Here is a 16,148-nt window from a genome sequence, read left to right on the forward strand (position 1 = left end):
GGTAGATACCGCTATGGTGCGCTGACAGGCCGGGCCTGCACAGTTTTGGAAAAAGGGCTGAATTGTTGCACAACGCATTAAGAATGTTGAACCTGCGGACATGACCGAAAAACACGTGGACCCCCGCCCCGGCGACGGGCTTGCAGGCCAGCGCGTGGTCGTGACCGGCGCCACCGGCTTTATCGGCCGGCGCCTGATCGATGCGCTGCTGAAACTGGGATGTGACGTGACCGCCTTGCTGCGCACACGCCACGGGGCTGCCACGTTGGAACAGGCCGGAGCAAAGGCACTGGTTTGCCCGCTGCACCCTGGCCCGGCTCTGACGCAGGCGCTGGACGGTGCGGCGGCTCTGTTTCATCTGGCTTATGATTTCCGGGCCTCCGGCGCGGACAACCTTGCAGCCTTCGACGCGCTTGCCAAAGCCGCCGAAGACGGGTCTTGCAACCGTATCGTGCATCTGAGTTCCGCCGTGGTCTATGACAGCTGGCCCAACGGGCCGATCACCGAACGCAACCCGATCACGCCGGAAGATGTGCAAAGCTATCGCGGTGCCAAAATTGCGATGGAACAGAGACTGTTGCAGGGGAAATGCGACGCCGCCATCTTGCAGCCGACCATCGTCTATGGGCCCGGCAGTGCACTTTGGACCAACGGGCCATTGGCGATGATGCGCAGGGGCGGCATCATCCTGCCCGACCCGCCCGGACAATGCCCGGCCGTGCATGTCGATGACGTGGTACAGGCCGCCCTGCGCGCGGCCTCATCACCCCGGACCGGGGTCGAGCGATACCTGATCAGCGGACCGGACACGCTGGGGTGGAAGACGTTTTTCGAAGGCTATGCCCGCCTTGCCAGATGCGGAGAGGTGCGGATTGATCCGGCTGCGAACCCGGCCCCGCCCCCGTCGCCCAATGGCAATGCGCCCGCAGGCCCCTCTCTGGCGGGGCAGCTCAGCGCGCATCTGCGCCGCCTTGTCGGGCGCCGCCGGGTCGAGGCCGCCGCAGACTGGGCACGGTCCGTTCAGGCCCGGCTGGCAAAACCCCGGCCCGTGATGCCTGACATGGCGGGACGCAGACTTTTTGCCGGTCAGCCAGAGGTTTCAACCCGATATGCACAGGATCAGATCGGGTATGTGCCTCGTGTTTCCTTCGACGAATGGATCGAGCATATGCGAAAACAATCGGCACGCTGATTCAAGACTGCCTTGTTTTTGGAAACACCCATTCCGGGTCTTTGCCGGGAACGACAAATTAGTTGGCTTCGTTCCCGATCTGTCCTATCCGATGAAGAGAGAAGGTTTCCAATCTGCTAAGCTAATTTTAATTCAGTGTGACTTTGTACGATCAGGATAGATTATGAACTACGAAACCTCGCACCATCAGTCCCTCAAGCAGCTTATCGCGGCGCGCGATGCGCGGGTTGCCGTGGTCGGGCTGGGCTATGTTGGCCTGCCGCTGGCGCTGACGGCTTATGATGAAGGGTTTGATACCACCGGCGTTGATCTCAACCCCGACCGGGTGGCGCGGATCAATCAGGGGGGTCAGGTCATCTCGTATCTGGCACCGGATCGGATCGCACACGCGGTGGAGAGTGGGCGCTTTCGCGCAACGCAGGACGCCGCAGCACTGGCCGAGGCCGATATCATCCTGATCTGTGTGCCGACCCCGCTGACCGACGCACAAGATCCCGACATGCGTTTTGTCGCCGCCGCCGCGCAGACCATCGCACAGCATCTGCGCCCCGGTCAGATGGTGGTGCTGGAAAGCAGCGTCTGGCCCGGCGCCACGACCACGCTGGTTCAGCCGATCCTCGAAGCGGGCGGTTTGCGGGCAGGTTCCGATTTCTTTTTGGCCTTCTCGCCCGAGCGCGAAGACCCCGGCAATGACAAGTTCGACACACACAGTATCCCCAAGGTGGTCGGCGCCGACGATCCGCTGTCGCGGCAACTGGTCGAGGATTTCTATCGCGCCATCGTCACCAGCGCCGTACCGGTCAGTTCGGCCGCCACGGCCGAAGCGGTGAAGCTGGTCGAAAACAGCTTTCGCACCGTCAATATCGCGCTGGTCAATGAATTGAAGACCGCGCTTGAAGCAATGGACGTGGATGTCTGGGAAGTGATCGAGGCTGCGGCGACCAAGCCGTTCGGCTTTATGCCCTTCTATCCCGGTCCTGGAATTGGTGGGGCCTGCATCCCGGTGTCTCCGGCCTATCTGGCCTGGCGCGCCGCGGATGCAGGATCTGATACGCCGCTGATCAATCTGGCCCGCGCCAGCAATGACGCGGTGCCGGAAATGCTGGCGGCACGGATGGCGGCGGAACTGGCCGCGCGCAACGGGTCTGCATTGGCGGAAACCGGGCAACCCCTGACCGGACAGCGCATTCTGCTGATGGGCATCGCCTATAAGCGCGATGTCGAGGATACCCGCCGCAGCCCGGCGCTGGTGCTGCTGGACGAGCTGGAAAAGCTGGGGGCCGAGATTGACTATCACGATCCGTATTTCCCCCGCCTGCCCGAAGGTGGCGAATACCCGCAGCTTGCGGGCCGGACATCCCAGCCGCTGACGGCGGACAACCTGAAACGCTATGCGGCGGTGGCCGTAATCACCGATCACAGCGCCCCGGATTATGGTCTGGTCGCGCGCGAGGCCGCGCTGGTCTTTGACACGCGCAACGTCTTTGAAAAGCAGGGGATCAGGGTGGCAGACGGGCGTCTGGTCAAGATGTGACCGTCTTGCCGGCGGTGGCACACCCCCGTCGGATCCTGCCCGAATATCGATATGTGTTGACAGGTATTCTCTGCATCAGGACACTTTCCAGGATAACACCATGCGGGTTCAGGAGCGATAATTGCAGGTTTCATCAGCTGCCTCATCTCATGTGAAGTCGGCCTCTCCACAATTGCGCGGTGAATACCTGATCAGTATTGCCGTTCTGGCAAAGGGCGATATCGCGGATATCGAGAAGACAACGCTTGAAGCGTTGCAGTTTCTGGAAAACACAACCGAGTTCTTTGAAATCCTGCTGCTTGTCGGAACGACGGATTACGATCGCAACCGGGACGTTTTTGACCGTCTGTTCCGTCTGCGCAATCTGCGCAGCCTGATCCTGCGTGAAGGAACCGGCGAGTACCGCGCCGCTGTAATTGCCGCAATGGAAACAATAGGTGATTTTGCGATCATTGCTTCCCCGGATGAACACCCCCTTATCGATCTTCGGAAAATCTACGACACCATGACCAGCACCGGTGCCTCGGTCAGGTTGCGGAACCCAAACCGGGCTGGTCTTCCGGCCCGCGCTGCGGCCGGTTTGCTGAGCCTGATTTCCGGCTATGACGTTGATCCTCAGATTCTGCGGTCAGCGGCGTTTCATCGCTCTCATATCGGGTGGATCGCCTCACGGCCCGATCGGGAAATTGCCTTGCGTTTCATGCCACGCAGCGGCGGGCATTCCGAAGATGTCACGACGCTGGACGTCGATCCGGGTCAGGATTTCCGCAACAGACGTTCAATCTACCTCAAGTTCGGGATGGCGATGGAAATCCTGTCCAACTCGCCCCCCAGTATTCTGCGTTTTCTGGCGATGCTGAGCTTTTTTGTTTCATTCTGTTCAGTTCTGTTTTTCTTCTACGCGCTCTGCCTGTTCGTCTTTGGCGCTACGCTGCAACCCGGCTGGTTTACGACCAGCATCGCGATCAGCGGTTCCACCGCGCTGGCAGGCCTTTTGTTCGGTGCCATTGCGACAGCGCTCTATCAGATTCTCAACAGATTGCAGGACAATACGGGCGACGAGGTCATCCGGGAATTGAACAACACCGATTTCTTCAAGAATTTCCGGAGGGTCAATGTCGAGACCATGGCTCCGGATTGACGCCCCCGATCAACCGTGATGACCCATTCAGCCCCCCCTGAACCGGCAGGTGCTGCGGATTTCGACGTCGTCATCATAGGCGGCGGGTTCTTTGGCTGTGCGCTCAGCCTGCTGTTTCGCAGTATGACCGACCGGATATTGGTGATCGAACGCGACGCCGAGCTGATGACACGTGCCTCGGCGGTCAATCAGGCGCGGGTTCACTCTGGCCTGCATTATCCCAGAAACTTTGTCACAGCGCAGCGGTCCCTGAAGAACTTTCCGATATTCACAGACGCCTTCCGAAGTTGCATTCAGGACGATTTCGAAATGCTCTACGCCATCGCCCGGCGCAAATCACATGTGCAGGCCAACCGGTTCGAGGCGATGTACAAGCTGATGGGTGCCTCTATCCAGCGCGCCAGCCCGTCGCAAAGCGCCTTGTTCGACACAACTGAAATCGAGGCGGTATTCACCTGTCAGGAATATGCGTTTGACTGGACCAGGCTGCGGCAGCACCTGCGGGCAAGAATGACCAAGCATGACGTACCTGTCTGGTTCGAAACCAAAGCACATCGGGTTAGGAAGACCAAAAGCGGGCTTCTCGAAGTCGACCTTTCGAACGGCGCCACGGTTGGCGCGAAAACTGTTTTCAATGTTGGCTATGCCCAGATCAATACATTGCTGAGAAACAGCGGTCTTGATCTGTACCCTCTCAAACATGAAATGGTCGAGATTGCGCTGGTCACCCCCCCTGCCGAGCTGAACCACCTTGCCGTCACCGTAATGGACGGGCCTTTCTTTTCGGTCATGCCCTTCCCGGCAGAAGGGGCCTATTCTCTGTCGCATGTCCGCTATACGCCTCAGGCGTCGTGGATCGATACACCTGCGGGCCCCTCCGCATATGAACAGTTCGAACAGTTGCAGCATCACAGCCGCTGGCGTCATATGGTCAATGATGCGGCGCGCTATATGCCCTGCCTGGCTGGTATCGAATGGCAGCAGTCTCTGTTTGACGTAAAGACGGTGCTGTTGCGCAACGAGTTTGACGATGGACGGCCCATCCTGATGGATGAGCACGAGCAGATGCCGGGCTTGTTTTCAATACTCGGAGGGAAGATCGACAATATTTTCGACCTGTTCGAGTTTCTCCAGGCCAGACGCCCGGACTGGGCCGCGCTGTCACCACATCTGGTGACCGAGACCTGATGCGCTTTCTGAGGTTCACAGCAATCAGCGGGATCGGTCTGGTCGTCGACATTGTGATGGCCCTTTTCCTGCATCGGGTTGCCGGGGTCCCGCTGTGGCTATCGGCGACGCTGAGCTTTCTTGCTGTTGGGGCATGCAACTATCTGCTCTTCGAATTCTGGCTGTTCCGCTCTGACAACAGTGCCGTTTCGATGCGGCGTCTGGCCGGGGTTCTGCTGAGCGCGGCCTGTGCCGGCGGTGCCAGAATCGCAACAATCGTGGAAATTGGGCCCTTTGTTGACGATGCTCTTACAGCCAGCTGGCTACGCGACACTCTGATCCTGTTGGCGGGGGCCAGCGTGTCACTTACGGTGAATTTTGTTATAAACTCCCGCATTGTTTTCAAACGGAATACGCAAGGGTTACCACCGGAAGAGTTGTAAGCCTGATCTGTGTGTCAAAGAGTTTCAAAGGATTAAAAAATGGATTGTCTCGTCGGATATACAGGGTTTGTCGGCGGGAACCTGGTTCGTCAGCACAAATTCTCGGGCCTTTTCAACTCATCCAACATTGACCAGGTGGCTGAACATGACTGTGACATGCTTGTGGTTTCGGCCGTCCCCGCCACGATGTGGCTGGCCAATCAGAACCCCGATGCGGACCGGGCCAATATTCTGGGATTGTTCGAAAGGCTGCGTCATGTACGGGCAGATCATGTCGCCCTGATCTCGACAATCGCAGTCTACCGCGACCCATCCGGCGGCGTGACCGAAGACAGCGACGATTTTGAAACCGAACTTGCTTATGGGCGCCACCGCCGAGAGTTCGAGACCCTGATTGCGGATTGCTTTCCACGCCATTCCATACTGCGCTTGCCGGCTTTGTTCGGGCACGATCTGAAAAAGAACTTCCTGTTCGATTGCATGAACCCGGTGCCCTCTTTCTTGAAGCCTGAAAAATATGACGCCTTGTACACGGCAACAGAGGCTGCCGAACGGCACATTGTCGAACAGGGCTTCAGCTGGGATGAGACCGCCCGGATGTGGCGCTGCAACCGGGCTGAAATAGCAGCTTCGGGCACCGGCGAACATCTGCGTGAAATCTGCGAAACCGCCGGGATCACGGCGCTTGCCTTCACGCACGCCGACAGCATGTTCCAGTTCTACGACCTGTCCAGACTGTGGCGCGACATCATGACAGCCCGTGAAAACGGTTTGTCCTTCCTCAACCTTGCAACCCGTCCTCTGCGCGCCGACGATATTTATCAAAGCCTGACGGGAGCCCCCTTCAACCACCGTGAAGCACCGCAGATCACTCAGGATATGCGCAGCCGGTTCTCACAGCTCTGGGGACGTCAGGATGGCTATCTGCTTGGACGGGATGACATTCTGTCCGGTATCCGGGAATTTACCGGGATCAACCAATGAAGCTGTCTGTTTCAAATATCGCCTGGTCCCCCGATCAGAGGCTGGACGCTTATGCGCTGCTGCGTGACCATGCGGTCAGCGGCCTTGAATTCGCACCGGGGTTGCTGTTTCCCGATCTGGCCGCGCCGCTGGATGCAACGGCGCAGGAGTGCGAACAGGTCCTCTTGCAGCTTGCGGAATTCGGGCTGCGCCCCTCTTCGATGCAGTCACTTTTGTTTGGTGCCGATAACGCCCGGCTTTTTGGCTCGCCTCTGGAACAGGAAACCTTGCAGGACACCATGAAGGGCGCGATCAGGCTTGCAGCCCGTCTGGGGTGCGAAAACCTTGTATTCGGGTCCCCGAAAAACAGGGTGATCCCGGATGACATGACAAAAGCGCAGGCCGAGGCAATCTGGCGCGACAGTTTCTTCAGGATGGGGGATGCCGCGGCAGCGGCAGGTGTTGTCATCGCGCTGGAACCCAACCCGGTGCAATACGGCACGAATTTCATGACCCACATCTCGGATACGCTGGATGTTGTCAAATCACTTGATCACCCGGCAATTCGCATGAACCTAGATCTGGGGGCCGCCATCATGACGCATGAGATCGAAACATTCGAGACCTGGCTTCCTGCCGCTCTGAGTGTTTCAAACCATGTTCATCTCAGCACCCCAGAGCTGGCTCCTCTGTCAACGCAGGTGCCGGTTGTCAGACATGCATCGGGCGTGTTGGACGCGGCGGGCTGGCGCAAGTGGGTTTCGGTTGAAATGCGCGGCGGGATTCCCGCGCTTTCGGAATCTCTGACCTCGTGTTTCGGGCCGCGATGAGAGGGGGCCACATGTCCATGGATGAACCAGACCACCAGGTCCCCGCATATCAATGCACCGTTTTCAAACCCCGCGTGGCTTCCACGGCTCTGGTGATCCCGGTCATCAACGAAGGCACACGACTGCTGGGTCAATTGGACGCTATCGCCGACCTGCAACCGCCGGTGGACATCATCATTGCTGATGGCGGATCCGACGACGGGTCTACGGATGCACAGCAATTGGAATACAGAAGGGTCCGGGCCTGCCTGACCAAGACCGGCCCCGGCAGGCTGAGCGCGCAATTGCGAATGGCCTATGCCTGGGCGCTTGAACAGGGGTATGACGCGATCATTACCATGGACGGCAATGGCAAGGATGGCGTCGATGGAATTCAATCCATCCTCGAAAAGCTTCAGGCCGGATATGGCTATGTGCAGGGGTCGCGCTATGCGCCCGGAGGCAGCGCGATCAACACCCCCCTGTCACGGTGGATCGCAGGTCGCCTGATCCACGCGCCTTTGATCAGCCTTGCGGCGCGGCACTGGTTCACTGACACCACCAACGGGTTCCGCGGTTATTCCCGCGCCTTTCTGACAGACCCGGGCGTGCGCCCGTTTCGGGACGTCTTCATGAACTACAATCTGCTGTTTTACCTGTCCGTACGGGCCTCGCAGCTCGGGTATGACGTCACCGAAGTCGGTGTGACCCGGGCCTATCCAGGCAGTGGGAAAATACCAACTAAAATCAATGGGTTTCGTGGAAAATTCGACCTGTTCGGCGAATTGATCGGGGCCGTGACAGGACGCTATCACCCCAAGGTTTAGACATTCAAACCGGCATTGCGAAATTCAACGACACCACCGATTTCCGGTACAAGGCGAAGGCAAGGAAAAGATGAACACCCACCAGTACTGGCCCGGCATAATTCTTGCGATCCTCTCATTTCTTCTGCTGCTGCCACTGATGCTATGGCTGCCCGAACAGTTCGGGCACACACCCGGCGTGATCAGTGCGGCACAGGCTGAAGGGTACAACAATCGGATTGCTCATCTCACGAGCCTGCTGTGGATTCTGGTTACCCTGACGGGTGTCTGGGTGGTGTCGCGCAAGACAGACCCGTCCCCCATCGCCCCTCCTCGATCTGTAGATAAGCCGGGTTTGGCCGTGTCCTGCCTGCTTCCATTGATCACAATTCTCGCTGTTGTGTTCCTGTACTTCCCCCCTGCGCTGGCGCCCAAAGGATCGTATTTCGAAGAGTCCATCCATTTGACAGCCATACACAGAATGCTGGGCGGAGATGTTCCATATCTGGATTTCGAGTTCCTCTACGGGCCTTTGATGCTTTATCCGGCCTACTGGTGGACCCAGCTGACATCCTTCTCACTGACGTCCTTCTACACCTATGTGATGATGCTCGAACTGCTGGTGATGCTGGCTCTGCTCATTCCCATTCAAACGTATATTTCATCATTCTGGGCTCGGGTTGGCGCGTTCCTGCTGCTGTCCAGCCTGTATTTCAATACGATGCTCGGACCGAACCAGAATGGTCTGCGCAAACTTATGGGCGTTCTGATCCTGATCAGCGTCGCCCAACGCCCATTGCATTTCGGGCTAAGCGTGCTCCACGGTGTGGCGGTCGGGCTTCTGCTCAGCTATTCGCAGGAATTCGGAGCCGCGACTGCAATTGGCATTCTGGCGATCTATGCGTCGCTGTTCATCAAATTGCGGGACAAGCGCGCCATCCTCGCGTTGCTGCTTACAGGGGTTGTGTCCTGTATCGTCTGGCTGGGATGCCTGTGGCTGCTGCTGGGACCGGCCATGATGGATTACTTTTCCGTCATCCGTTACCTGACGGCCCAGTTTGATTCCGGCGAGGCCGCATTTCGCTTCTACTGGACAGCTTCAAGCCTTGCCGTATTTGCCCTGATACTTATTGCAATCTGGCTCGTCGGAACCGCTCTGAGCCGCAAGTGGACCGAAATGCCAGGCCCCGGCGATCTATTGGCCATCGGCGCGTTGGCCTATGCCGCGCTTTTGCTCAAAAGCGGCCTCAGCCGGGCAGATCAATGGCACCTTGTTCCCTGCGCCCTGCCCATAGCCTTCAGCCTCATTCTGCCACTGCGCACGTCTGTCATGCCGATTACTCGGCGTGTTCGCGTGCTGGGCATCATGCTGACACTGATACTGGCCCTGACCTATTCTTTCGGACAGTTCACAATCGTCCGATACGTCTTCCGCGAAGGATTGCTTGCGAATTACAAGGCCATGCTTTCGGATCAGGCCACCCAGACCGCACAGCATATCGACAGCGAAAGACCAAATATTCTGAACGAACGTCGAAACCCGTCCGAGGATATCGTCGAACTCGCCACCTTCCTTGCAGAGCCGCCACAAAGGGGCGCCAGGGTTTTCGCCTATGATCGCCTGTGGTCTTTGCCCATGAAAGTGGGTGTTTCCAAGTTCGGCTACCTGACAGACAACTTCATCTACGGGGATGATCGGGGCAATTTGCTTCGTCAGGCACTTTCAGAAAATCCGGATGTGCTCGTCGTGATCGAACGCGAAGCCTATGACTGGCTGAGATCCACACCCGAAGATACATCCGCAACGCCCGAGCCGGACTGGATCAGTTCAGGACAGTTTGGCCGACTGCGGGAAATTCTGTCATCAGCCCATGTTCCGGCTGTACCGACCGAAGTCGCGCAGATTCAAACGCGGTGGCGGCGTTTGGTCGGCAATTACCTGGCTGACAATTATACGCCGATATTCAGCAACGACAGTTACGTTGTGCTCGGACATCGAAACGAACCGGCGGATTAACATAGCAATATCTCTCAGCCTCTGTTTCGCACGCGAAACATCATGTGCCGCGCGCGTGCAGCCAGGCTTTCAGCTCCGCAAGAAATGTCTCGGACATTCCCTCGCCGGACAGGGTGACCTGTGCACCGTTTCGACTCTGTTTCAACTGAATGCCGCCGAATGTCTCTTTCAGGGGGGGCTTGGCAGCAGGTGGGTTTTCCCCATTCGGCCCCAGGCCGTTCACTGCACGGGTCAGAGCTGAAATCTCGGCTTCCACGCTCTGAGGCGCGGCCTTCCGCAGAGCGGTGGTGATCAAGGAAGCTGCTTTTGCCTCCTCTTTCAGAACTTTCGCAATCGACAACCCCAACCGTTCAGGAATAGCTGACGCAAAGCGCAGATGGTCATCCAGCGCGTGATAGATCGCGATGAAAGACCCGATCTTGGATCGCTTCGCCCGGCTGGCCGAGGCGAATAACCCGCGCAGGGCCGCAGTCTCATCCGGGTAAACGCCCTGCTCTGCCGCGCGCGCCACGATCCGGGCGCGCTCATAATAGCTCAGCCCGACGCGGATTTCATTTTCCTCGACCATGGCCACATAGGCATCAGATGCGCTCTGCGGCTGCCTCAGGAACGCACGCACGGTCTCAAAGCGGGCCTCGCCCGTTTGCTGCGCCAAAGCTCGCAGCGCTGTCAGACGCCGCCAGCCCGAGATCAACCCGTACCGCCCGCCCTCCAGTTCCACGACCTCGATCGGGGTTTGCTGGCCACGGGCCTTCAGGCTTTCCTTCAGCGCCTCCATATCCGCGTCATCGGCCGCCATACGGTCACGGACCAGATAGGCTTCCTCGATGGCGTCCAATGGCAGATCCTGCACCAAGCGCCCTTCGGCCCGCGCGGCACGCAATTCTCCGGACAGCTCTTCCAGCGCCGCCTGAGCCGCCGTGGCCCCGGCCACCTGCGCAACCGGCGGCGTGGTCCGGGGGGCGTCTGTGGGGAACATGGGATTCAGCCCGGGGGCAGGGCGGTTGTCTTCCAGATAATCCGGTCGGGCAGGGGTCAGTCGTTTACGTTTTGCCATTGGTTTCTCCTTTTCCTGCGTGGATCAGACTCTGTTTCGGGACGTGGCAGGCGTGTTTCGCGCGCGAAACATCGCGCTCAGAGCGACAATTCCGGTGTTCCCGCCTCTTCGGCCTGCCGGGCCCGTTCTTCGCCCCGCCAGACGCCGATCAGCAGCTTCTTGAACGAGGCATAGGTGGCATCAAAGGTTTCCCGCCCGCGCACATAGGTCTCGCGGTTGAAATCGCGGTAATCGGCCTCGTAGATACCGTTGACCTGTTCCCCCGCCTGACCGATCAGCGCCGTGTAGCCCTGCCAGTGCGGCGACAGGGTCCGGCCCAGATAGGCCTGCATCAGCCCGGCCAGTTCCGCCTGCTGGCTGCCGTCATAGCGGGTGATGATCGTGCGCACCGCATCCCACTGAAACGCCATCTCGGGCCGCCCCAGGGCGCGGGCGGCCATGTTCTCGCCATCCTCGATGGACTGGAAGGTGGAATGCAGCATGTCAAAGAACCGCCCCGTGGAGTCGAACTCCAGGAACGAGGCCCCCATGGGCACCAGAAGGATATCCGATGCGGCCAGCCCGTTGATCGTCAGATAGCCAAGGGCAGGGGGGGTATCGATGAAAATGATATCGTAATCGTCCAGCACCCCATCTTCGTCCAGCGTATCCGTCAGCGCATCCCACAGCTTCCAGCTGCGGCCCTGCATCCGCCAGACGGGGATCTGGAATTCCGCCCAATAGAGGTTCAGCTGCGCTCCGATCAGATCGATATTCGGCCAGTGGGTGGTTTGGATCAGATCGCTGCTGCGGGTCTTCAGCGCCTCGGACAGGGTATCGTCGATCGGATGCGGGGCCTCACCCCGGTCAAGACGCCCCTGATTGTCGCGGCGCAGATGGGTGGCGTAGTGGCGGGCAAGCAAGGGGAACACCGTCTGCCATTCATCGCTGACCTTGCCGCCAAAGATCGACGTCATCGAACCCTGGCTGTCCAGGTCGATGACCAGCACCTTGTAACCGTCCAGAGCCGCCGACATGGCCAGATGCGCGCAGGTCGAGGTTTTGCCAACACCACCCTTGAAATTGGCCACGGACACGATCTTGGCGGGCAGACCCTCGGGGCGGTAAGGGCGGTATTCTTTTGCCTTGGATCCTTCCGAGGCGAAATGTGCCCGCAGCCGCAGAACCTCATCCAGCGTGAACCATTTGGCACCGCCTTCGGTTTCGGACTGTCCCTGGGGCAGATCCGGGTTGCCCTTCAGGACCCGGCGAAAATGAGCAGGCGCGACAGGGATCAGATATTTGGTGATTTCCCAGGTTGAAAACAGGCGCAGCTTTTTCTGACCGTTTTCTTCCAGCCCCCGGTTCGCCAGGTCGCTACGCCCCCGCGCACAGGCATCCGCGATTTGCGAGAACTCATGTGTTCCGGTTGGGTCGCCCAGTTCAGCATAGGCCAGATCCGGGTCGATATTGAAATACGGGGGAAGCCCCTCGGACGTTGCTGCTCGCATTGAAATACTGCCCATGTGCTATGTTTCAGCCAATATACCACAAAAGGAAGCATGTGAAAGCATTATGAGCACAAAACCGGATTTTCTAAGCAAAATTAAGGGGTAGAAAGCCTTCGAGACGCTGCTTTTGGGCCTATAGCAAAAAAATGTTCAGTTAGAATCCTGTTATCTTATTGGTTACGGCTGAATTTGAATTCTATTAAGTGTAAGAAAAAAAAGCGGTTTTTGTATTTCTCGTAGATCATACTGAATCTGATCCCACGATAGGGTGACTCTGATCCCACGTTGCAGTGACTCTGAACCCACGTTCCGGCGGCTTTACGCATCCTGTGGATAACTCTACGGTGAGCGTCAATAAAACCACGAACAAAGATTCGGGCAGGACATATGGGCAGGGCAGTATGAGCGGGTCAGGGGCGTTGTTGCCTGACCGGCACCCAACGGGCGATTTTTTTGTATGCGATATCTTCGATGCGCTGCCCAAGACAGATATGGGTTCGATGGAGCATCCTATGTTTTCGCTCTCGACCCGGCCGGACCGGCGCATCCTCAATTACGAACATAACGGGGTCGAGATCACGGTGACGCCTTCGGTGCGCGGTCTGGCGACGATCCACGACAAGGACATCCTGATCTTTTGCATCAGCCAGCTGATGGCGGCGATCAATGCGGGCCGGACTGTCAGCCGGGTGTTGCATCTGAAGGCGCATGATCTGCTGGTGGCCACCAACCGCGAAACCAGCGGTGACGGTTACAAGCGTCTGCGCGAAGCGTTCGAGCGGCTGGCCGGCACAAGGATCACCACGAACATTGTGACCGGTGAAACGGAAACCACCACGGGGTTCGGCCTGATCGAAAGCTGGGAAATCGTGCGTCACACAAGGGCGGGGCGGATGGCCAGCGTCAGCGTGAAACTGTCGGACTGGCTGTTCCGCGCGGTGCTGGCGAAATCGGTGCTAACCCTCAGCCGCGATTACTTCCGCCTGCGCAAACCGCTGGAGCGGCGGATTTATGAGCTGGCACGCAAACATTGCGGGCGTCAGCCCGAGTGGCGGATCTCGGTCGAGGTGCTGTTGAAAAAGTCCGGCTCGGCCTCACCCCGGCGGGTGTTCCGCAAGATGATCCGTGACATGATCGCAGCCGATCACCTGCCCGATTATGAGATGACCGAAGAGCCGGGCGACCTGATCCGGTTCTCGCGCCGGGGTCAGGTGGTCGAGGGGCCGGACAAGCCGATCCTGCCGCCGCAGGCGCTGGAGGAGGCCAGGGCGATGGCGCCTGGCCACGATGTCTATGCGCTGGAAGCGGATTGGCTGGCTTATTGGGCCGCGTCAGGCCGCCCACAGATCAGAAACCCGCAGCGGGCGTTTCTGGGCTATGTGGCCAAGCGGGTCGCCGGACGGGACTAGGCGCTTAGCTGGAATAGGCGGGGTTTTGTTTCTGCACGCGTGTCTTCACGATTTTGACAGCGCCGATAACAATGAGGGCTGCAATGATGAACAGCCAGCCAAAGAGGATGTAGCTGCCCAGAGCCATCAGGATGGACGCACCGGAAATCAAAGCAAACCCGCCGGCGCACAGGCCAACTAGAATGGCTATCCCGATAATTCCAATCATCTTCTCCAAGTCCTCCGGCTATGGTCTTGGTCTGGTCAAACCCAGGTGGGCGCCGTCATGCCATTGAGCAGATGCCCAAAATGATTCCGCGATGAAATCATGGCAAAACTTTGAACCACCAGAGGTTAAAATTTGGTTATTTTTACCGGAAGGAGCATTGCTCCACTACTCGTGCGACACTGCGTGTTTTTTTGTTGAGACATGAACATGTCTTGCTTTTCTGATGTGTAACTTATGAGGGGCAGCCATTTATGGCAATGGAGGTTCGTCAAGACGTGCAAAGGTCCGCCTATCTTGATTTCAGAATGCAGCCGGTTTCGCCCATGGCCATTTTGACCGGTGCCGCCAATTCTTCCGTGCTTTTCCGATGGCCTTATTCAAAGGCAAGCAAACGCCCGGGACGCAATCAGAGTGCCGAACGGAGAGAGGTGCGGACAGAGCTTCGCCCCATGCCGCCAGAAGGGCGCTTGGATCTACCCCAACAGATCCGTCGCCGGGTTTTCGGCGATATCCACGTCGTCATAGTATTTCTGCGCCTGCGCCACAGATCGGTGCAGCGACAGGCGCATGGCGGCCTGGATCGGCGCACCGTCCAGCGCGGCCTGGGTCAGAAAGCCAGACCGCAATCCATGCGGCGAGGCGAAATCCTCGGGCAATCCGGCCAGCCTGAGACGATGTTTGACAATCTGATAGATTGCATCCGGGGTCAGGCGGCGTTTCAGCACCCGGTCCGCCTTGGAGATGGGGCGGAATAGCGGGCCACCTGTAATCTCACCAACCTCGATCCAATGCACCAGCGCCTGCGCGGCGCGGCCTTTCAGGATCAGGCGTGGCGTCTCTCCCTTGGCCGTGGTCTTGGTTTCCAGCAGCGACAGCCAGGCGACGCCGGATGTGTCGAACTCCTTCAGCGACACGTCCTCGCGCATCAATCCGGTGATCTCGGACCGGCGGCGCCCGCCGCTGGCCCAGCCCAGCATCAGGATCGCCCGGTCGCGGCAATCGCGTCGCGAGCCGCGGCAGGTGGCCAGCAACTGTTCCAGCACGCCACGGGTGATGGGATGGGCGGATTTCGGGGCAGGGGGCCGGGCGGCCGCCCGGCGCGCCTTGGCCCGGGCCTGTTTCACCTGCGGCGCATCAAACGGGCTGGTCAGGTTCTTCATCCGGTGAAAGGCCAGCCAGGAGGCAATGCGCCGGTCCAGCGTCGACGGCGCCGGGCAGGCCAGCGATTTGCGCAGCCCCCGCGCAATCAGCACCTCCGCGGTTTGACGCGCAATATCTTCATCGGGCGCATCACCCAGATCGCGCGCATGATCAAGGATGAAGGCCAGCGCCGTGGCCTCACTTTCGGGCCAGTCCAGCGCCACCCCGAAGCGCGCCATTTTCCACGCCGTCACATAGATCAGATCGCGTTCATAAGCCCGCAGCGTATTGGCGGGGGTGCCGCGGATATAAAGATCACTCAGCGCGTCCTGATCTGCCTGCGACAGGGCAGGGGCGGCGGCGGGGAGATATGGGGCAGGGGGCTTCATGGCGGCCACTCTGCGCGCAAATCGGCGGGATATCAATCACATTTGATAAGGGATACTTATTGGGTATGAAAGAAAGATATTTGGCTCGAACAACAAGTAAACAAAATCAAAAGATAATGAGCGTAATAATGGTAGCACCCCTAATCTGGCGGGCCTTCTGAGGATCTGTTGCAACTTTTAGCCATTGACGTTCTCGGAGTTAGCAAGTGAGTAATTGTCGGTCGTATCAATTCGAAAGCAAGTTCATGATTTCTTCCAGATCACGGCACGACACCAAATAACGCAGGTAAAGGAAAACGGCGTGCAATATTATTTCCTTTGGAAAATGCGCGCCCTTGAATGACATCGTCACAGTTTGACTTTTCCGAAATCCGCCGCGCCAC

Annotated in this window: 14 protein-coding genes and 1 pseudogene; 10 read left to right on the forward strand and 5 right to left on the reverse strand. The window is 58.5% G+C overall.

Annotated features, from left to right (window positions below; genetic code table 11):
* Positions 1-100 precede the first annotated feature (100 nt).
* The 9 genes from ACR0LI_RS19090 to ACR0LI_RS19130 all read left to right on the forward strand — a co-directional run bounded on the left by ACR0LI_RS19090 (position 101) and on the right by ACR0LI_RS19130 (position 10,072).
* Positions 101-1,192 (forward strand): NAD-dependent epimerase/dehydratase family protein, encoded by a 1,092-nt coding sequence (locus ACR0LI_RS19090; RefSeq protein WP_209835477.1) that lies wholly within the window; start codon positions 101-103, stop codon positions 1,190-1,192.
* Between the two features lie 163 nt (positions 1,193-1,355).
* The gene (locus ACR0LI_RS19095) at positions 1,356-2,726 is read left to right on the forward strand and encodes a nucleotide sugar dehydrogenase (RefSeq protein ID WP_480719042.1); all 1,371 of its coding nucleotides are present in this window, start codon (positions 1,356-1,358) and stop codon (positions 2,724-2,726) included.
* Positions 2,727-2,847: 121 nt separating this feature from the next.
* Positions 2,848-3,867 (forward strand): hypothetical protein, encoded by a 1,020-nt coding sequence (locus tag ACR0LI_RS19100; protein WP_480719043.1) that lies wholly within the window; start codon positions 2,848-2,850, stop codon positions 3,865-3,867.
* Positions 3,868-3,885: 18 nt separating this feature from the next.
* Positions 3,886-5,055: an FAD-dependent oxidoreductase gene (locus tag ACR0LI_RS19105; RefSeq protein ID WP_480719044.1), complete on the forward strand. Its 1,170-nt coding sequence runs from the start codon at positions 3,886-3,888 to the stop codon at positions 5,053-5,055.
* Positions 5,055-5,477 carry a GtrA family protein gene (locus ACR0LI_RS19110; RefSeq protein WP_480719045.1) on the forward strand — a complete coding sequence of 141 codons (423 nt, stop codon included), beginning with the start codon at positions 5,055-5,057 and terminating at the stop codon, positions 5,475-5,477. The genes ACR0LI_RS19105 and ACR0LI_RS19110 overlap by 1 nt, the downstream gene beginning before the upstream one ends.
* 39 nt (positions 5,478-5,516) lie before the next feature.
* Positions 5,517-6,461: an NAD-dependent epimerase/dehydratase family protein gene (locus ACR0LI_RS19115; RefSeq protein WP_480719046.1), complete on the forward strand. Its 945-nt coding sequence runs from the start codon at positions 5,517-5,519 to the stop codon at positions 6,459-6,461.
* Positions 6,458-7,270, forward strand: a complete 813-nt coding sequence (locus ACR0LI_RS19120; RefSeq protein ID WP_480719047.1) for a sugar phosphate isomerase/epimerase family protein — start codon at positions 6,458-6,460, stop codon at positions 7,268-7,270. Before ACR0LI_RS19115 ends, ACR0LI_RS19120 begins: the two co-directional genes overlap by 4 nt.
* Positions 7,271-7,281: 11 nt before the next feature.
* On the forward strand, positions 7,282-8,076 hold the full coding sequence (locus tag ACR0LI_RS19125; RefSeq protein WP_480719048.1) for a glycosyltransferase family 2 protein: 795 nt from the start codon (positions 7,282-7,284) through the stop codon (positions 8,074-8,076).
* Between the two features lie 70 nt (positions 8,077-8,146).
* Complete coding sequence (locus ACR0LI_RS19130) at positions 8,147-10,072, forward strand: hypothetical protein (RefSeq protein WP_480719049.1); 1,926 nt, start codon at positions 8,147-8,149, stop codon at positions 10,070-10,072.
* Positions 10,073-10,112: 40 nt separating this feature from the next.
* On the opposite strand, the gene ACR0LI_RS19135 is transcribed toward ACR0LI_RS19130, so the two are convergent.
* Both ACR0LI_RS19135 and ACR0LI_RS19140 read right to left on the reverse strand, forming a co-directional pair.
* Positions 10,113-11,129, reverse strand: coding sequence for a ParB/RepB/Spo0J family partition protein (locus ACR0LI_RS19135; protein WP_480719050.1), 1,017 nt, complete (start codon positions 11,127-11,129; stop codon positions 10,113-10,115).
* Positions 11,130-11,206: 77 nt separating this feature from the next.
* Positions 11,207-12,619: an AAA family ATPase gene (locus ACR0LI_RS19140; protein ID WP_245223642.1), complete on the reverse strand. Its 1,413-nt coding sequence runs from the start codon at positions 12,617-12,619 to the stop codon at positions 11,207-11,209.
* A gap of 401 nt (positions 12,620-13,020) precedes the next feature.
* Here ACR0LI_RS19140 and ACR0LI_RS19145 point away from each other — a divergent pair, with 401 nt between their 5' ends.
* Positions 13,021-14,028 (forward strand): replication initiator protein A, encoded by a 1,008-nt coding sequence (locus tag ACR0LI_RS19145; protein WP_171637961.1) that lies wholly within the window; start codon positions 13,021-13,023, stop codon positions 14,026-14,028.
* Positions 14,029-14,032: 4 nt separating this feature from the next.
* Here ACR0LI_RS19145 and ACR0LI_RS19150 read toward each other — a convergent pair whose 3' ends face one another.
* The 3 genes and pseudogenes from ACR0LI_RS19150 to ACR0LI_RS19160 all read right to left on the reverse strand — a co-directional run.
* On the reverse strand, positions 14,033-14,236 hold the full coding sequence (locus ACR0LI_RS19150; protein WP_171120538.1) for a hypothetical protein: 204 nt from the start codon (positions 14,234-14,236) through the stop codon (positions 14,033-14,035).
* Between the two features lie 473 nt (positions 14,237-14,709).
* Positions 14,710-15,765, reverse strand: a complete 1,056-nt coding sequence (locus tag ACR0LI_RS19155) for a tyrosine-type recombinase/integrase (RefSeq protein ID WP_171637963.1) — start codon at positions 15,763-15,765, stop codon at positions 14,710-14,712.
* A gap of 244 nt (positions 15,766-16,009) precedes the next feature.
* Positions 16,010-16,117, reverse strand: a pseudogene (locus tag ACR0LI_RS19160) (IS6 family transposase); the annotation flags it as partial.
* Between the last annotated feature and the right edge of the window lie 31 nt (positions 16,118-16,148).

Source organism: Ruegeria sp. CL7, from assembly GCF_056536445.1.